Annotated in this window: 21 protein-coding genes; 10 read left to right on the plus strand and 11 right to left on the minus strand. The window is 63.9% G+C overall.

The window, feature by feature from the left end; all coding sequences use genetic code 11:
• Nucleotides 1-218: 218 nt before the first annotated feature.
• Nucleotides 219-1,478: an NADP-dependent isocitrate dehydrogenase gene (icd, locus tag IB243_RS22485; protein WP_057270819.1), complete on the minus strand. Its 1,260-nt coding sequence runs from the start codon at nucleotides 1,476-1,478 to the stop codon at nucleotides 219-221.
• A gap of 193 nt (nucleotides 1,479-1,671) precedes the next feature.
• Between icd and IB243_RS22490 the strand changes: the two genes are divergently transcribed.
• Both IB243_RS22490 and IB243_RS22495 read left to right on the plus strand, forming a co-directional pair.
• Entirely contained in the window at nucleotides 1,672-1,890 is a 219-nt protein-coding gene (locus tag IB243_RS22490; protein ID WP_192429454.1) for a hypothetical protein, read from the plus strand.
• 172 nt (nucleotides 1,891-2,062) lie between these two features.
• The gene (locus tag IB243_RS22495) at nucleotides 2,063-2,593 is read left to right on the plus strand and encodes a DUF192 domain-containing protein (RefSeq protein ID WP_192429455.1); all 531 of its coding nucleotides are present in this window, start codon (nucleotides 2,063-2,065) and stop codon (nucleotides 2,591-2,593) included.
• A 180-nt stretch (nucleotides 2,594-2,773) separates the two neighbouring features.
• On the opposite strand, the gene IB243_RS22500 is transcribed toward IB243_RS22495, so the two are convergent.
• Nucleotides 2,774-3,355 carry a superoxide dismutase gene (locus tag IB243_RS22500; RefSeq protein ID WP_192429456.1) on the minus strand — a complete coding sequence of 194 codons (582 nt, stop codon included), beginning with the start codon at nucleotides 3,353-3,355 and terminating at the stop codon, nucleotides 2,774-2,776.
• A 202-nt stretch (nucleotides 3,356-3,557) separates the two neighbouring features.
• On the minus strand, nucleotides 3,558-4,883 hold the full coding sequence (gene xseA / locus IB243_RS22505; RefSeq protein WP_192429457.1) for an exodeoxyribonuclease VII large subunit: 1,326 nt from the start codon (nucleotides 4,881-4,883) through the stop codon (nucleotides 3,558-3,560).
• A gap of 352 nt (nucleotides 4,884-5,235) precedes the next feature.
• On the opposite strand from xseA, the gene IB243_RS22510 reads away from it, so the two are divergent.
• The 6 genes from IB243_RS22510 to adk all read left to right on the plus strand — a co-directional run bounded on the left by IB243_RS22510 (nucleotide 5,236) and on the right by adk (nucleotide 9,366).
• The gene (locus tag IB243_RS22510; RefSeq protein ID WP_192429458.1) at nucleotides 5,236-5,883 is read left to right on the plus strand and encodes a MotA/TolQ/ExbB proton channel family protein; all 648 of its coding nucleotides are present in this window, start codon (nucleotides 5,236-5,238) and stop codon (nucleotides 5,881-5,883) included.
• A 5-nt stretch (nucleotides 5,884-5,888) separates the two neighbouring features.
• The gene (locus IB243_RS22515; protein ID WP_010458814.1) at nucleotides 5,889-6,323 is read left to right on the plus strand and encodes a biopolymer transporter ExbD; all 435 of its coding nucleotides are present in this window, start codon (nucleotides 5,889-5,891) and stop codon (nucleotides 6,321-6,323) included.
• Between the two features lie 6 nt (nucleotides 6,324-6,329).
• Nucleotides 6,330-7,394 carry a tetraacyldisaccharide 4'-kinase gene (gene lpxK, locus IB243_RS22520; protein WP_225585234.1) on the plus strand — a complete coding sequence of 355 codons (1,065 nt, stop codon included), beginning with the start codon at nucleotides 6,330-6,332 and terminating at the stop codon, nucleotides 7,392-7,394.
• A 70-nt stretch (nucleotides 7,395-7,464) separates the two neighbouring features.
• Nucleotides 7,465-7,647, plus strand: a complete 183-nt coding sequence (locus IB243_RS22525; protein ID WP_010458810.1) for a Trm112 family protein — start codon at nucleotides 7,465-7,467, stop codon at nucleotides 7,645-7,647.
• The gene (kdsB, locus tag IB243_RS22530) at nucleotides 7,644-8,483 is read left to right on the plus strand and encodes a 3-deoxy-manno-octulosonate cytidylyltransferase (RefSeq protein WP_192429459.1); all 840 of its coding nucleotides are present in this window, start codon (nucleotides 7,644-7,646) and stop codon (nucleotides 8,481-8,483) included. Before IB243_RS22525 ends, kdsB begins: the two co-directional genes overlap by 4 nt.
• Nucleotides 8,484-8,709: 226 nt before the next feature.
• The gene (gene adk, locus IB243_RS22535; RefSeq protein WP_010458805.1) at nucleotides 8,710-9,366 is read left to right on the plus strand and encodes an adenylate kinase; all 657 of its coding nucleotides are present in this window, start codon (nucleotides 8,710-8,712) and stop codon (nucleotides 9,364-9,366) included.
• 120 nt (nucleotides 9,367-9,486) lie between these two features.
• Here the strand turns inward: adk and IB243_RS22540 are convergent, their stop codons facing one another.
• The 3 genes from IB243_RS22540 to IB243_RS22550 are packed head-to-tail and all read right to left on the minus strand — an operon-like array spanning nucleotide 9,487 to nucleotide 11,350.
• Entirely contained in the window at nucleotides 9,487-9,960 is a 474-nt protein-coding gene (locus IB243_RS22540; protein WP_192429460.1) for a DUF6152 family protein, read from the minus strand.
• 23 nt (nucleotides 9,961-9,983) lie between these two features.
• The gene (locus IB243_RS22545; protein ID WP_010458801.1) at nucleotides 9,984-10,406 is read right to left on the minus strand and encodes a hypothetical protein; all 423 of its coding nucleotides are present in this window, start codon (nucleotides 10,404-10,406) and stop codon (nucleotides 9,984-9,986) included.
• Between the two features lie 17 nt (nucleotides 10,407-10,423).
• Nucleotides 10,424-11,350: an asparaginase gene (locus IB243_RS22550; RefSeq protein WP_192429461.1), complete on the minus strand. Its 927-nt coding sequence runs from the start codon at nucleotides 11,348-11,350 to the stop codon at nucleotides 10,424-10,426.
• Between the two features lie 113 nt (nucleotides 11,351-11,463).
• On the opposite strand from IB243_RS22550, the gene lexA reads away from it, so the two are divergent.
• Together lexA and IB243_RS22565 are read left to right on the plus strand one after the other, a co-directional pair.
• A complete protein-coding gene (gene lexA / locus IB243_RS22555; protein WP_010458797.1) occupies nucleotides 11,464-12,138 on the plus strand; it encodes a transcriptional repressor LexA in 675 nt (224 codons plus the stop codon).
• A gap of 1,053 nt (nucleotides 12,139-13,191) precedes the next feature.
• A complete protein-coding gene (locus IB243_RS22565; RefSeq protein ID WP_192429463.1) occupies nucleotides 13,192-13,467 on the plus strand; it encodes a hypothetical protein in 276 nt (91 codons plus the stop codon).
• Between the two features lie 28 nt (nucleotides 13,468-13,495).
• On the opposite strand, the gene IB243_RS22570 is transcribed toward IB243_RS22565, so the two are convergent.
• The 5 genes from IB243_RS22570 to IB243_RS22590 are packed head-to-tail and all read right to left on the minus strand — an operon-like array spanning nucleotide 13,496 to nucleotide 15,471.
• Entirely contained in the window at nucleotides 13,496-13,645 is a 150-nt protein-coding gene (locus IB243_RS22570; RefSeq protein WP_192429464.1) for a hypothetical protein, read from the minus strand.
• A complete protein-coding gene (locus IB243_RS22575; protein ID WP_192429465.1) occupies nucleotides 13,645-14,214 on the minus strand; it encodes a hypothetical protein in 570 nt (189 codons plus the stop codon). Before IB243_RS22575 ends, IB243_RS22570 begins: the two co-directional genes overlap by 1 nt.
• The gene (locus IB243_RS22580; RefSeq protein ID WP_192429466.1) at nucleotides 14,211-14,759 is read right to left on the minus strand and encodes a glycoside hydrolase family 19 protein; all 549 of its coding nucleotides are present in this window, start codon (nucleotides 14,757-14,759) and stop codon (nucleotides 14,211-14,213) included. The genes IB243_RS22575 and IB243_RS22580 overlap by 4 nt, the downstream gene beginning before the upstream one ends.
• Before the next feature lie 5 nt (nucleotides 14,760-14,764).
• Nucleotides 14,765-15,046, minus strand: coding sequence for a hypothetical protein (locus IB243_RS22585; protein ID WP_192429467.1), 282 nt, complete (start codon nucleotides 15,044-15,046; stop codon nucleotides 14,765-14,767).
• Entirely contained in the window at nucleotides 15,043-15,471 is a 429-nt protein-coding gene (locus tag IB243_RS22590; protein ID WP_192429468.1) for a hypothetical protein, read from the minus strand. Before IB243_RS22590 ends, IB243_RS22585 begins: the two co-directional genes overlap by 4 nt.
• Between the last annotated feature and the right edge of the window lie 43 nt (nucleotides 15,472-15,514).

The raw sequence follows: 15,514 nt of genomic DNA on the forward strand, positions 1-15,514 counted from the left end.
CAAGCCCCTGCCATCACCAGCCCTGGTCCATGGCTGGCCTCATATTAGGCGGTAAGTCTCCAGATTGCCAACATTCAAATGCCAAGGAGCCCCCTGGCGGCAACGACCAGGGTGGGCGCGGCTGCGGGGCCTGCTGCGCTTCGGCGCGGCAACAAAAAGCCCCTGCTCCACCAAGGAAGCAGGGGCTTTCTCTGGAAAGCGAAAAACTCGGTGCAGGCTTACATGTTGTCGATCATTACCTGGCCAAAACCCGAGCAGCTCACCTGGGTGGCGCCGTCCATGAGGCGGGCGAAGTCGTAGGTCACCTTCTTGGAAGCAATCGACTTCTCCAGAGAACTGATGATCAAGTTGGCCGCTTCAATCCAGCCCATGTGGCGCAGCATCATTTCGGCAGAAAGAATCTCAGAACCGGGGTTCACGTAGTCCTTGCCTGCGTACTTCGGGGCCGTGCCGTGCGTGGCTTCAAAACAGGCCACGGAGTCAGACATGTTGGCGCCAGGCGCAATGCCGATACCGCCCACTTGCGCTGCGAGCGCATCGGAGATGTAGTCGCCATTGAGGTTGAGCGTGGCCACCACCGAGTATTCGGCGGGGCGCAGCAGGATCTGCTGCAGGAAGGCATCGGCGATGCTGTCCTTGATGGTGATTTCCTTGCCGGTCTTGGGATTCTTCAGGCGGCACCATGGGCCGCCGTCAATCAGCTCGGCGCCAAATTCCTTCTGCGCCAGGGCGTAGGCCCAATCGCGGAAGCCACCTTCGGTGTACTTCATGATGTTGCCCTTGTGCACGATGGTCACGCTGGGCTTGTCGTTGTCGATGGCGTACTGGATGGCCTTGCGCACCAGGCGCTCCGTGCCCTCGATTGAAACAGGCTTGACGCCGATGCCCGAGGTGTTGGGAAAACGGATTTTTTTGACGCCCATTTCGTCCTGCAGGAACTTGATGAGCTTCCTGGCCTTGTCGGATTCGGCTTCGAACTCGATGCCGGCGTAGATGTCTTCCGAGTTCTCGCGGAAGATCACCATGTTGGTCTTCTCGGGCTCCTTGAGCGGCGATGGCACGCCCTTGAAATACTGCACGGGGCGCAGGCAGACATACAGATCCAGCTCCTGGCGCAAGGCGACGTTGAGCGAGCGGATGCCGCCGCCCACGGGCGTGGTCAGCGGGCCCTTGATCGACACCACATACTCACGCAGCACCTGCAGGGTCTCTTCCGGCAGCCAGACATCGGGGCCATAGACCTTGGTCGATTTCTCGCCCGCATAGACCTCCATCCAACGGATCTTTTTCTTGCCGCCATAGGCCTTGGCCACGGCGGCATCCACCACCTTGATCATCACAGGCGTGATGTCCAGGCCGGTGCCGTCGCCTTCGATGAAGGGGATGATGGGCTCGTCCGGCACATTCAGGGACATGTCGGCATTGACGGTGATTTTCTGGCCTTCAGCAGGCACCAAAATGTGCTGGTAGGTGGTCATGGGTGAGATGTCTCCTGTGTGCGCCAAAACGGATTCGGCAGATACGGCAAAGCAGTGTGGTTTCGAACCATTCTAATGACAAAAATTTTCGCCCAAGCCCCTGTCAACGCACCGCGCGCTGCTATCGTTGCGAGTGGAGCCGTACGGTTTTCGTGCGGCCCTCAACCCTTCGTTCACACTGGAAACGGCATATATGAAAAAACTCCTCGCTGTCCTCGTGGCCGGTCTGTTCACCGCTGGTGCTTTTGCACAGGCGCCTGCAGCCGCTCCTGCCCCCGCCACCGCACCCGCAGCCGCCCCCATGGCTGCCCAGGCTCCTGCACCGGTAGCCAAGACCCAGGCAACCAAGACCGCCAAGAAGAAGACCAACAAAAAGGTCGCCAAGAAAAAGACGGCCCACAAAGCCGCCTGAAACCGGGAACAGAGACCTGGTTGAGGCCTCCAACCTCCTCCCAGGTCCCCGTTGATTCAAAATCGCCCGCAGTTGCGGGCTTTTTTATGGGCAGGGCCGCGCTGCGAACTTTCCGCCCGCCATGCAATCAGCCTATCGTGTTCGTATCCGTGTTGATCAGAAAGCCTCTCCCATGACCGCCTTTCGCGCCGCCCCGCCCCCCACCACCGGGACCACACGCCTCGAGCGTCTGGACTGCCTTGCCCGCCGCGCCACCTGCGCCCTGGGTTTGGCCATGCTGGCCGGACTCACGCTGCCCGCAGTGGCCACGGCCCAGGAAGGGCCGCAACTGAACCTGCAGCGGATCGAACTCACCGCAGGCATGCACCGCATCGACGCCCAGGTGGCCCAGGCACCCCAGGAGCGCCAGACTGGCCTGATGTTTCGCAAGGAGATGCCCCAGCACGAGGGCATGCTGTTCGTGTTCGAGCAAGCTTCGCAGCAGTGCTTCTGGATGAAAAACACGCTGCTCCCGCTCACGGCCGCCTTCGTGGCGGATGACGGCACCATCGTGAACCTGGAAGACATGAAGCCCCAGACACTGGACTCGCACTGTTCCTCCAAGCCCGTGCGCTACGTGCTGGAGATGAACCAGGGCTGGTTTGCCAAGAAGGGCATCAAGGCCGGCACCAAGCTCGCAGGCGCGCCGTTCAGCCGCAAATAACAGGGCCACGCCGGGCCTTGTTTGCTATATTTTTAATAGCAATTACCGCTTGATACTCAAGCGCCAGCAGCCCATGGGGTTTGAAAATCGATTGAACAATCGAACCTCCCAACAAAAAACGGCCCGAGGGCCGTTTTTTGTTGGTTCGCCAGCTGGTTCACCCAGCGGGCCCGCCGTGCATCAGGCGAAGTTGGCTTCCGCAAACTTCCAGTTCACCAGGCTTGAGAGGAAGGTCTCGACGAACTTGGGGCGCATGTTGCGGTAGTCGATGTAGTAAGCGTGTTCCCACACGTCCACGGTCAGCAGCGCCTTGTCGGCGGTGGTCAGCGGCGTGCCGGCGGCGCCGGTGTTGACGATGTCCACGCTGCCGTCAGACTTCTTCACCAGCCAGGTCCAGCCCGAACCGAAGTTGCCCACGGCGCTCTTCACAAACGCTTCCTTGAAGGCGGCGTAGCTGCCCCACTTGGCGTTGATGGCCGCAGCCAGCGCGCCGGATGGCTCGCCGCCACCTTGGGGAGCCATGCAGTTCCAGAAGAACGTGTGGTTCCAGATCTGGGCCGCGTTGTTGTAGATGCCGCCGCTCGACTTCTTGATGATCTCTTCGAGCGTCATGGCTTCGAACTCAGTACCCTTTTGCAGGTTGTTCAGGTTCACCACGTACGCGTTGTGGTGCTTGCCGTGGTGGTACTCCAGAGTCTCCTGGCTGTAGTTCGGCGCCAGGGCATCGATGGCGTAAGGCAGCGGGGGAAGGGTATGTTCCATGGTGGTGTTTCCTTGTGGTTTGAAATTCCGGGATGCCATCTGCAACGCTTTCTTTCCTGAGCAATGCAGTCGGACACAGCGCGAAGGGGGCATTGTAGGAACATCAGCAGACCTGTGCAGCGTGAGGCCACCCAGATCCGGCCCGCAGCACCACAAACCGCCGCTGTCCTACAGCAACAGCCCATCCGACGGCATCAAGACATCACAGCAGGCGCGGCTGGGCCACCGTCACGTCCACCACGCCGTCGGCCAGTGTTGCGCGCAGGGCATCGCCAGGGTGGGCCTGGCGCACACTCGTCACGGCCTGCCCCTCGGTGTCGGTCAGCAGGGCATAGCCGCGCTGCAGCACCAGGCGCGGGTCCAGCAGATTCAGCCGCAGGGCCGCACGGTCCAGCCGCTCGGCCTGCTGCACCAGGCGCCGCTGCATTTTTTGAGGCAAATCGGCCTCCAGCGCTTTCTGTGATTGCGCAAGACGCTGCAATTTCAATAGCACTCCGTGGCGCATGCGCTGGGCCATGCGCGCCAGCTGCATTTGCTCGCGGGCCACCAGGCTCGACGGGCGGCCCAGCCGCGCCGCGGCCTGGTCCAGCCGCTGGTGCCGTGCGTCGAGCTGGCGCTGCACACCGTCGCCGATGCGTCCAGCCAGCAGCCCCAGCGCACCCAGCCACACGTCGCGGGGCTGGGCCACCAGCTCGGCGGCGGCAGTGGGCGTGGGCGCGCGCAGGTCGGCGCAGAAGTCGGCGATGGTGAAGTCGGTTTCGTGCCCCACGCCACACACCAGCGGCACCGGGCTTTGCACGATGGTGCGGGCCAGTTGCTCGTCATTGAAGGCCCAGAGGTCCTCGATGGAACCGCCTCCGCGCACCAGCAGGATCACGTCAATGGGCGGATTTTTGGCAAAATCAGCCCCTGGCGCTTGTCCAGCTTGCGCGAGCAGATACACTTTTGATAGCGCAGCCACCAGCGCAGCAGGCGCCGCAGCCCCCTGCACTTGCGCAGGCACCAGCACCACCGGAATATGGGGCACGCGCCGGCGCAGCGCGGTGACCACATCGTGCAGGGCCGCCGCCCCGGTGGACGTTACAAGGCCAATACCACGCGGCTGCAAAGGCAACGGGCGCTTTCGAGCGTTGTCAAAAAGTCCTTCAGCGTCCAGCTGGGCCTTCAGGCGCAGAAACTGCTCAAACAGCGCGCCCTGCCCGGCCCGCTGCATGCTTTCCACAATGAACTGAAGATCGCCGCGCGCCTCGTACACCCCCAGACGCCCCCGCACTTCCACCAATTCGCCATCGCGCGGCGAAAAGTCAAGCAGGCCGGCGGCACGGCGAAACATGGCGCAGCGCAATTGCCCGTTGGCGTCCTTGACCGAAAAGTAGCAATGCCCGCTGGATGCGCGCGAGAAGCCCGTGATCTCGCCGCGCACCGCGACAGGATTGAAGCGCGCTTCCAGAGCATCAGCAATGGCGCGGCACAGCGCGCCAACCTCCCACACACGGGGCGCCACTGCTGGGCCTGGGCGCTCAGACATTAGAAACGGCGGGCGTTTGCGCCCCATTGGAAGCCGGAGTACTCCACAGAATCAGGCCAGCGGAGGGACTCGACATCGGCACGTTACAAATGGGCTGCAAAACACGAGCGCACGTGCAAGTTATTGATTTATATGGTTTTTTCACTGCACAATTTTTCATCAATCTGTTGCAAGCACGGCGGGACGCCACTTTGCGGGGTTGCAGAACCGGGTTGCCCACAAAGTTATCCACAGTTTTTGTGGGTGAGCAGACGGGGCAGTGGCGCGCACAGCAACGTAACGGTTTGTGACGAAGTGGGCCCTGCAAGCTGGGCCATAATCGCCGATTGCTTTCATCTGCGCGGAGAGAGATTTGCTGTCCATCATACAAGCCGCAGGCTGGCCCATCTGGCCCCTGATTGCGTGTTCCATCCTGGGAATGGCGCTGGTTTTCGAACGCTTTGTGGCCCTCAAAACGGCCCGTGTCGCCCCCCCCAAACTGCTCGATGAAGCGATCACGGTCTCATCCAAGGCCGTACCCACCCCCGACATCGTGAACCAGCTGGCGCAAAACTCCGCCCTGGGCGAGGTGCTGGCCAGTGGCCTGCGCACGCTCAACAGCAACCCCCAGTGCAGCGAGACCGACCTGCGCGCCGCCATGGAAGGCGCCGGGCGCGCCGTGGCCCACCGGCTGGAGAAGTACCTGGCGGCCCTGGCTACCATCGCCTCGGCCGCGCCGCTGCTGGGCCTGTTGGGCACGGTGATCGGCATGATCGAGATCTTCGGCTCCCAATCCGGCAGCGGTGGCGTGGGCCAGGCCATGGGTGGCGGCAATCCGGCCCAGCTGGCACATGGCATTTCGGTGGCGCTGTACAACACGGCGTTCGGACTGATCGTGGCCATTCCGGCGCTGATCTTCTGGCGCTACTTCCGCGCCCGGGTGGATGCCTACCTGCTCACCCTGGAATTGGCGTCGGAACAATTCGTCCGCCACATCCTGCGTCTGCGCAAAGCCAAATAAGCTCCATGAACTTCCGCCCCCGCGCCAAGGAAGAGCCGGAGATCAACCTGATCCCGTTCATCGACGTGCTGCTGGTGATCCTCATCTTTTTGATGCTGACCACCACCTACAGCAAGTTCACCGAGCTGCAGCTCACGCTGCCCGTGGCCGATGCCGAGCAGCAGCGCGACCACCCGAAGGAAGTCATCGTGTCCGTGGCCGCCGACGGGCGCTATGCCGTCAACAAGGCGGGGGTGGACGGCAAGAGCGTGGATGCGATTGCGCAGGCCTTGCGCAGTGCCGCCAGCGCGGGCCCCGGCAGCGTGGTCATCATCAGCGCCGATGCGATGGCGCCGCACCAGTCCGTGGTTTCGGTGATGGAGGCCGCGCGCCGGGTGGGCCTCACGCAGATCACGTTTGCCACGCAGTCGTCGGCCGCGGCGCGCAGCACCAGCCGCTGACACGGCATGGCTGCCCCCGGGCCGCAGCCGCCCTCACCCTCTTCGTCAGCCGCAGCACGCGACACCGTTCTACCCCAGGCCACGGGGTTGCAAAAGACCTGGCAAACGCGCGGACCGGTCGCTTTGGCACTGTGGCCGGTCTCGCTGGTGTACCGAACATTGGTAGGCATCCGACGCGCTCTTTATCGCATGGGCATGCTGAAGGCGGAACACCCCGGCCGCCCCGTCATCGTCGTGGGCAATGTGATTGCCGGAGGCGCTGGCAAAACCCCCGTGGTCATTGCCCTTGTCCAGCACCTGCAAGGCCTGGGCCTGCGCCCCGGCGTGGTTTCGCGCGGCTATGGCCGCAGCACCACCGACTGCCGCGCGGTAGCGCCCGACAGCCCAGCCCGCGAGGTGGGCGATGAACCCGCCCTCATCGCGCGCAGCTGTGGCGTGCCCGTGTTTGTTGCGCCCCACCGCATCACCGCCGCCCACGCCCTGCGTGCTGCTTACCCGGACACCGACGTGATCGTGTGCGACGACGGCCTGCAACACCTGGCCTTGTCACGCGACCTGGAGGTCTGCATCTTCAACGAACAGGGCGTGGGCAACGGCTTCCTGCTGCCGGCGGGGCCCCTGCGCGAGCCCTGGCCTCGCGCGGTGGATTTTGTGCTGCATGCAGGGGGTCTGCCGCCTGGAAACGACCCCGCCCATGCCTACGGCCTCAAGCGCCGCCTGGCCTCCTACGCCCTGCGTGTAGACGGCACCCGGATACCGCTGTCTGACCTGCAAGGCCAGCCGCTGCATGCCGTGGCGGCCGTGGCACGCCCCGAAGTGTTCTTTGCCATGCTGCAGTCCGAGGCACTGCAACTGGCACACACGGAGGCCTTGCCAGATCACTACGATTTTGATAGCTGGAACCGCAATTCTGACAAGCGCTACACGCTTGTTTGTACAGAAAAAGATGCCGTCAAGCTCTGGCGGTACCATCCGGACGCACTGGCTGTGCCCCTGCAATTGCAGATTGAACCGGCCTTTTTTGCGGCGCTGGATGCGCGGCTGCAGGCCTTGGGCGTCCGCAGCCATTGACGATTCACCGCCCGGGCCGCCGCTATCATCCCAGCCTGCCCGAACGAACCTCCTGGAAAGCGCTGTCACCATGGATCCCAAACTGCTTGAACTGCTGGTCTGCCCCGTCACCAAAGGCCCGCTGACCTACGACCGCGATGCCCAGGAACTGGTCTCCCGCAGCGCCCGCCTGGCCTATCCGGTGCGGGACGGCATCCCGGTGTTGCTCGAAAACGAAGCCCGCACGCTCACCGACGAGGAACTGGAGCAGTGAGCAGCGCAGGCGCAGCCCCCATCGCTCCAGGCGTTGCGGCGGCGGGCAGCCACTTCACGGTGCTGATCCCGGCCCGCATGGCATCCAGCCGCCTGCCCGACAAACCCCTGGCCGATATAGCGGGCCTGCCCATGGTGGTGCGGGTGGCCCAGCGTGCCGCGCAGAGCGCGGCAGCCCGCGTGGTGGTGGCCGCCGATGACCCCCGCATCCTGCAGGCCTGCGCCGCCCATGGCGTGGAAGCAATCTTGACCCGCGCCGACCACCCCAGCGGCAGCGACCGCCTGGCCGAGGCCTGCACACAACTGGGCCTGGACGGGGACGACGTGGTCGTCAACGTGCAAGGCGATGAACCCCTGATGGCCCCCCGCCTCATCAACGCTGTCGCGGCCTTGTTGCCTGCCCGCCCCGAGGCCAGCATGGGCACCGCAGCCCACGCCATTGCATCCCTGGCCGACTACACCAACCCCAATGTGGTGAAAGTGGTGCTTGACGCGCGCGGCCTGGCGCACTACTTCAGCCGGGCGCCCATCCCTTTTGCGCGTGATCATGTGGGTTCGCCCTGGTGGCAAGGCGCTGCACACGCGGCGACACCCGGCGTGGCGGCCCTAGCGGGATTTGCGCCATTGCGGCATGTGGGCATCTACAGCTATCGCGCAGGCTTCCTTCGGGAATTTCCGACCCTGGCGCCCGCCCCCACCGAGGCGGTGGAAGCGCTGGAGCAACTGCGCGCGCTGTGGCACGGCCACCGCATTGCGGTGCACCTGGCAGAAACCGCCCCGGGCCCGGGTGTGGACACGCCCGAAGACCTGGAGCGGGTGCGCGGCCTTTTTCGCTGAGGTGGCGCCCGGCTGCGTGCGATGCACCTGCCAGCGCCATGCAGCGGCTATCCACGCCGCGGCACCCTTGCCAAAACCGGTGCAGGGTGTAAGTCAGCGCAAGGAGTCGCATGCTATCCTCGCCCGCAACGAGAGCACCGCATCCCGGGCGCACAGAACGGCTTCAGGCGCCCTTCGAACGTCCCCGCCAGCGGCGCCAACCGATTTCTAACCTTCGAGGACTTCCATGAGACTGATTCTGTTGGGCGCGCCTGGCGCCGGAAAGGGCACGCAAGCCACATTCATCTGCCAGAAGTACGGCATCCCGCAAATCTCCACCGGCGACATGCTGCGCGCCGCCGTCAAGGCTGGCACGCCTCTGGGCCTGCAGGCCAAGGCCGTGATGGATTCGGGTGCCCTGGTCAGTGACGACATCATCATCGGTCTTGTGAAGGAACGCATCACGCAGCCCGACTGCGCACAGGGTTTCCTGTTCGACGGTTTTCCGCGCACCATTCCCCAGGCAGACGCCATGAAGGCAGCGGGCGTCAAGCTCGACTACGTGCTCGAAATCGATGTGCCTTTTGACGCCATCATCGAACGCATGAGCGGCCGCCGCTCGCACCCTGCCAGCGGCCGCACCTACCACGTCAAGTTCAACCCACCCAAGGTGGAAGGCAAGGACGACGTGACGGGCGAAGAGCTGATCCAGCGCGAGGACGACAAGGAAGAAACCGTCAAGAAGCGCCTGCAGGTCTACAGCGACCAAACACGCCCGCTGGTGGACTACTACAGCAACTGGGCCAAGGCCGAGCCTGAGGTTGCACCCAAGTACCGCGCCATCAGCGGCACGGGCAGCGTAGACGAAATCACGGCACGCGCGCTGCAGGCACTCGCCAGCTGACGCGTGGGGCACACGCCCCCGAAACCAGCGACGCCCAAGCACCCCGGGCGTCGCTTTTTTTTATGCGGCGAAGACAACCGCTTCAGGGCTTCCACCTGGAAACCAGGCCATCCTGGTTATTCAGGCTGGGCTGGAGCGCAATCCGTAGGCCTTGCCATCCACAAACAGGTACTCCGCCCGCAGCACCGCATCGCCCTTCTCTTCGCGCAGGGTAAAGCCCACTACCGATACCGCCGCGCCGGTTTTGATCTCCTGCACCTGCCAGGCCTGCATGCGGGTCAGGGGCGCCAGTTCGACCTCCCAGCGGCGGTCCTTGCGGTTGGGCAACACCGCCTTGGCCAGCAGGGCCTTGCCGTCCACGGGGGAGGTCTGGGCCGGCACCACGCGCTGGGCCAGATCCGCAGGCAGCTTCAGTTCGGCAGGTATCTCCAGTTCCAGCTCGGCATGCGGGTTTTGCCAGCGCACCTTGAGTACCTTACCTTCCAGATAGATGGGACGCTCAGGATCAAAACTGCTCCAGCCGTGGTGGGCGTGCACCCCCAGCGGAACGGCGGAGGCGGCCAGGAGCACGTGGCGGCGTTGCAGGTGGGTCATCGATTCTCCCCTTGTCGTGTCGATCAGAGATAGGCAATCCAGCGGCCACAGACCACCACAGCCAGCCAGATCATGGTGGAGCCCAGCATCTGCACCCGGGCCAGGCCGTCCAGGCGCGCCAGCGAACCCCGCCCATGGAACCACGCGGCGTTGCAGCCTGCAAGCATTAACAGCAGCATCTTCAAGGTGAATGCGCGGCTGGCGAGCAGTTCGGCAGGCTGCGTGGCAAACATCAAGAGGCCCGACGCAGCCACCAGTCCAAAACCACACAACGCCAGCGACAGGCTGAGCCGCGCAAGGTCCTTGACGGGCAATGCCGCCCCGAGACCAAACACCCGCAACTCCAGCAAGACCAGATTGCCCAGCAGCAAGGCAATGCCCACGATGTGCACCACCTCCAGCGCCGGGTAGGCCCATGCATGGGTCTTGAGGGCAGCAAAAAACATCGGGGCGGCCTTGTTTCTCAGTGCAGCAGTTCCAGCATCAGCGAGATCCTGGCCTTCAAGGGCGAGAGTCCCCTGGAGTCGGGCAATGCGTCCCCCGGCTTGGGCAGCACCTGCCCCTCGGGGCAGCGTGTGGACCGCACCACCCGCACACCCACATCCTGTGCACGCAGCAACGCGCCCTCCAGAGCGTGATGGATGGTGCCATTGCCCGTACAGGCCACTACCAGCCCCTGGACCCCATCGCGCACCAACGCGTCCACCATGGCGCCCGATGCGCCAGCGTGGCTGACGAGCACTTCCACGCGGGGCCAGGCAAAGGAGGATGCTCTATTTTTAATAGCATTAAATGCGGATTTACTAAGCACTGGCGGCCAATCCTGCACAAGGCGGGCAATCCCCTCCTCCACCCAGCCCAAAGGGCCAGCCTCGCCAGAGTTGAACGCATGCACCCGGTAGGGGTGCACCTTCTGAACCTGCCGCGCCCCATGGATTTCCCCAGCGGCCACCACCAGCGTGCCCCGTGCACCGGGTGTAACCGCCACGGCAACGGCATCCAGAAGATTCTGCGGCCCGTCGGGCGTGAGCGCCGTCGCTGGGCGCATGGCGCAGGTCAGCACCACGGGTTTCGCCCGGGTATCCAGCACTTCGTGCAGGAACCAAGCCGTCTCCTCCAGCGTGTCGGTTCCGTGGGTAATGACTACACCACGCACCTCCGGATCTTCCAAGTGGTGCGCGCAGCGCAGCGCCAGCGCATGCCACACCTGGCCATCCATGTCCTTGCTGTCGATCTGGGCCACCTGCTCCGCCACCAGCCCGCCCTGCGCCGCCTGTTGCAATCCGGGAACGGCCGCAAGCAGTTGCTCGACGCCCACCTGTGCAGCGGTGTAACCAATGTTGTCACCAGCCCGCGCGGATGTGCCCGCAATGGTTCCCCCGGTGCCCAAAACTACAATTTTTTGCCCACTCACTTGCGTACTCCGAAAAACTGGTGAAAAATACAGTTACTGGATTAAAAAACAGTTGTCCTTCACTGTAGCCGCCTCCACCGGAAACCACCATGCTCGACAACCCGAAACTCACCGCCCGCCAGCAACAGATTCTGGATCTCATCCAGACGGCCATTGCACGCACTGGTGCGCCTCCCACCCGCGCAGAAATCGCGGCCGAACTGGGGTTCAAGTCGGCCAATGCGGCCGAAGAGCATCTGCAGGCATTGGCACGCAAGGGCGTGATCGAACTGGTCAGCGGCACATCACGTGGCATCCGTCTGCGCAGCGACACGGTACGCTCCATCAATGCAGCACGTGGCAGCCAGTTCAACCTACCCATTCCCGGGCTTTCACAGCTGGTTCTGCCTTTGGTGGGACGCGTGGCGGCGGGCTCGCCCATTCTCGCGCAGGAACACGTTGACCAGACCTACAGTGTGGAAAACAGCCTTTTCCATCACAAGCCCGATTACCTGCTCAAAGTGCGCGGCATGTCCATGCGCGATGCCGGCATCATGGATGGCGACCTGCTGGCCGTGCAGTCCACCCGTGAAGCCCGCAACGGCCAGATCATCGTGGCCCGCCTGGGAGACGACGTGACGGTCAAGCGCCTGCGTCGCACCGCCACGGCCATCGAATTGCTGCCCGAAAACCCGGATTACCCGGTCATCGTGGTGCAGCCTGGCGAACCGTTTGAGATCGAAGGTCTCGCGGTCGGACTCATCCGCAACACCATGCTGATGTAGCCACAGGGCTCCATCACATCCATTCCCTAGTTAGCTGCCGCACTGCAGGTGGCGGGCGTTTGGTGTACCGATAAAACAGGTACGCCAGCCCTGCGGTGCCGGTTCGATTTGCAATCCTGCCTATGTCCAACCCCCGACCTTCGGAGTTTTCACATGGGAATTGCCTTGACCACCTTTTCTGCACTCTCCACCCCACTGCGCTCACTGACCCGCTGGCTCCATCACGCAAGCCCTCTCAAAATGCAGTCTGCGGCAGACTCATCCCCAGCCCATGCCCATCCCGACGATGCGGCCCGGGGCAGCGGCCACAGTGAGGCAGGCACCCGCAAGCCCCACCAACGTCCCGCTGGCATCCCGCACCAGCGTCCGCTGCGTGGCAATTGGCCTTTTACGGTCAATCCTCAGATACCGCCCACCGAGGCCCCAACTCGACTGGCAACCACCAGCGGCGGAGTGTTCACGTCTTCGCCTGCGACCACCCGCAACCCCTGTGGATCACCGTGGTCGGCAGAAGGCTCTGCCAGCAGGACGGCCAAGGTCCTGCGCCGAGCCCCAGCATCGGGCGGCTCGGGCCGGCTGGTGATCGCTGGCCGCATGGCGGATGTGTGCGCTGAGCTGGACCGAATGGCCGCATCAGAGGCAGCGCTGCAAACCTGTTGAGGCGGCGCCATCTCTCACAACGAGCCATTGATGCCCTCTCATTGCGGGGCCTTCCCCAATGGTTTTAGGCAAAATAGCTCGAGGAGCAGCCACCGCACTCCCCGCCGCATGTGGGCTGCTCCGTTGCCCCTGCCAGCATCAGGGACCTGTTTTCGACCTCCTTGAGGGCATGGGTGAACAAGAATACGCACTCGTCCTAGCAGGTGGCTCCAACACTCCGTCACGAAAAGTCCAACACCTTTGATGCGCAAGGAGGCCGCCCGGCGTGATGCAGGCCGCTTCACCAAGGCACAATGTCGGGATGAACATTGTGATTCTCGATTTCTATTTTCCCAAATAGAAAACCACCAAGCACTCGAATAGCTACGCCAATAACTACGCTGAAACTTGAGTATGTTCTGCGAAATCGTTATTACCCGCGACAAAGGCCAGTTGCACGTGCCCATTGGGCCAGCGCAGAGGATGCGCGGCGATCTGATGATGGAGCACCGCAGCCTGGGCGAGCGCGAGCGCACGGTGCCGGTGCTTCGGTGTCTGCCCGGCAACCGCGAGCTGTTCGAGCCGCGCATGACGGCCGTGTGTGCGAACGTGTTTACCTTCTTTGGCCTGGAACGCGATGGCCACGCCTGGCACGCGCAGGAGTGGCGGTGCGAGGTGACGCGGGTGTGACAGCCCAGGCAGGCACCGCCACCGCCAATCAATCAATGCGGGGCGGCGGCCCATCTTCTCTGCGCGGGATGACCTGGCGCTGGGCGCGGTCTTGCAGCTCGCGCTGCTGTTCGCGCCACTCGCGGCGCTGGCGCTGTTCGATCCGGCGGGCGGCCTTGCGGCTGCTGGCCGATTGCATCACGGGGACCCGGCCACTTGCTGGCGCTTTTCTTCAATGTCCAGTATCTTGTTGACCTGACTGCTTACCTCAGCGTAGCGGGAGCGGCAGATTGCGATGGTTGTGGCAGTGTCCCGCTCGCTGGCATAGGCGCCTTCGGCTGCTGCGGGGTCGTCATCTGCAGATCCGGCAGCGGCTGGGGGCGCACCCGCAAGTTGGCTGGAAGTGGCTCGTAGCCCGACACCATGGGCGGGCATTGCACCGATGGCGTTGAGCATGCGGACAGTGCCAGCCCCCAGGCACTGGCGGTCAGACAAAGTAGCGATCTTTTCACGGGCGTCTCCAAGTTGGGTTGATAGGCTGGCCACCGTGGCCGCATGCACACCTGCAGTGGTGTCGTTGAATTGGCGCTGCTGCTTGGCATCGCTCTGGCGAGCCTCTTCAGCCACACGGGCTACATGCTCGCGCTGCAGCTGCTCTGCAGTGGTCTTGGACTTCCAGCGCCATTCCTGCACCTTCCACGTGCCGGCGGCGGCCAGGGCTGCGGCCACCAGGGCAGTGGCGGCGTAGGTGTAGAGACCGGCGATCATTGCAGCACCGCCTTCGCCGCGTCATACAGCGCCTGCCGGTCAGCCAGGCCGTTGGTGCCGCCGTTGATGCGCTTGGTGATGCGGATGAAATCCCCCACATCGGCAAAGGCATTCAGCTCGCGGCTGTGCCAGAACCATGCGGCGCTCATGGCGGCCAGGTCGGGGCGCTCCAGCAACGCGGGCACAGCCTCAAAGTCAGGAACGTTGGGCAGATAGGCGGCCAGGCCGTCGCGGGTGGCGCGGTAGTTGGCGCGGCCGGTGGTCTGGATCAGGCCGCGCCCCATGTAGCGCTTGCCGTCGCCCGGCTGGGTGTTGCCCAGATCCGCCCTGCCCTCGTACCGCTGCTGGGCTGGGGTAGGCCCCCAGATTTCCCGCACATACACCAGGCGCCCGGACTCATGGCCGATCTGCGCAAGGAAGGCGGCCAGACGGGCCGGGGTGTTGATGGCAAAGGTTTCGCAGGCGCGCGCGATGTGCGGCAGCCATTCATCAGCGCGGGCGGCGTTGCAGCCGGTGGCGGCGCGAAGTTGTTGTGCAGTCAGCATGATGGTCAACCCTCCTTGACTCGGGTACGAACAATGAGCACCGCAAAGCCCAGCAACACGCAAGCGTCTTGCAGCGTGGGGGCCTCCAGCGGCAGAAATGGCGTGATGACGGCGCCAGCACCGCCCAGCGCCAGCAGCGCCCAGGCCATGGCCTTGAGCCATTCGGTGGCGCGAACGCGCAGGCCCAGGCCGCGCCTGCATGGGGCTGTGCGCTCCAGCTTGTTGAGGGCTTCGGCCAACACGATCAGGCCGGCCAGCCAGTGCAGGATGGCAAGTGCGGTTGTCATGGCGTAGCCCCTCCACCAGGCTGCTGCGGCGGTTGCGCGGGCTGCGCCTGGCCGCTGATGCGGCGGATGGCAAACACCAGCACTTGCTGGGCACCACCCCCCACTGCAAAGGCACCGCCCAGCAGCAGGCTGTCAGGCAGCTGCGCAGCCAGCAGGGCCAACGGGGCCAGATAGCCCGCCGTGAGGCTGCTGGCAAACGCCACGAACATGCGCCGCAGCGTGGTGCGCAGCAGCTCGCGCCAGGTGTCACTACCGCCTGGCACGGCATTGAGCAGGATGATGGCCACCAGGGCACCGGCAAACCCTGCGATGAGCACATCGACCCGCAGGCCCAGCGATACGCCAAAGGCGGTGATCACGGAACTGGCGGCCGTGGCTGTGGCCACGGTGAGCAGGCCTGCAGCTGTGGACGTGGGTTCTGGCATGGGCTCCCTCTTGGTTGTGTTTGTTTTTTGGTGGACAGCAGCG

It is taken from the genome of Acidovorax sp. ACV01 (genome assembly GCF_014851495.1).
GTDB classification, from domain to species: Bacteria; Pseudomonadota; Gammaproteobacteria; order Burkholderiales; family Burkholderiaceae_C; genus Acidovorax; species Acidovorax radicis.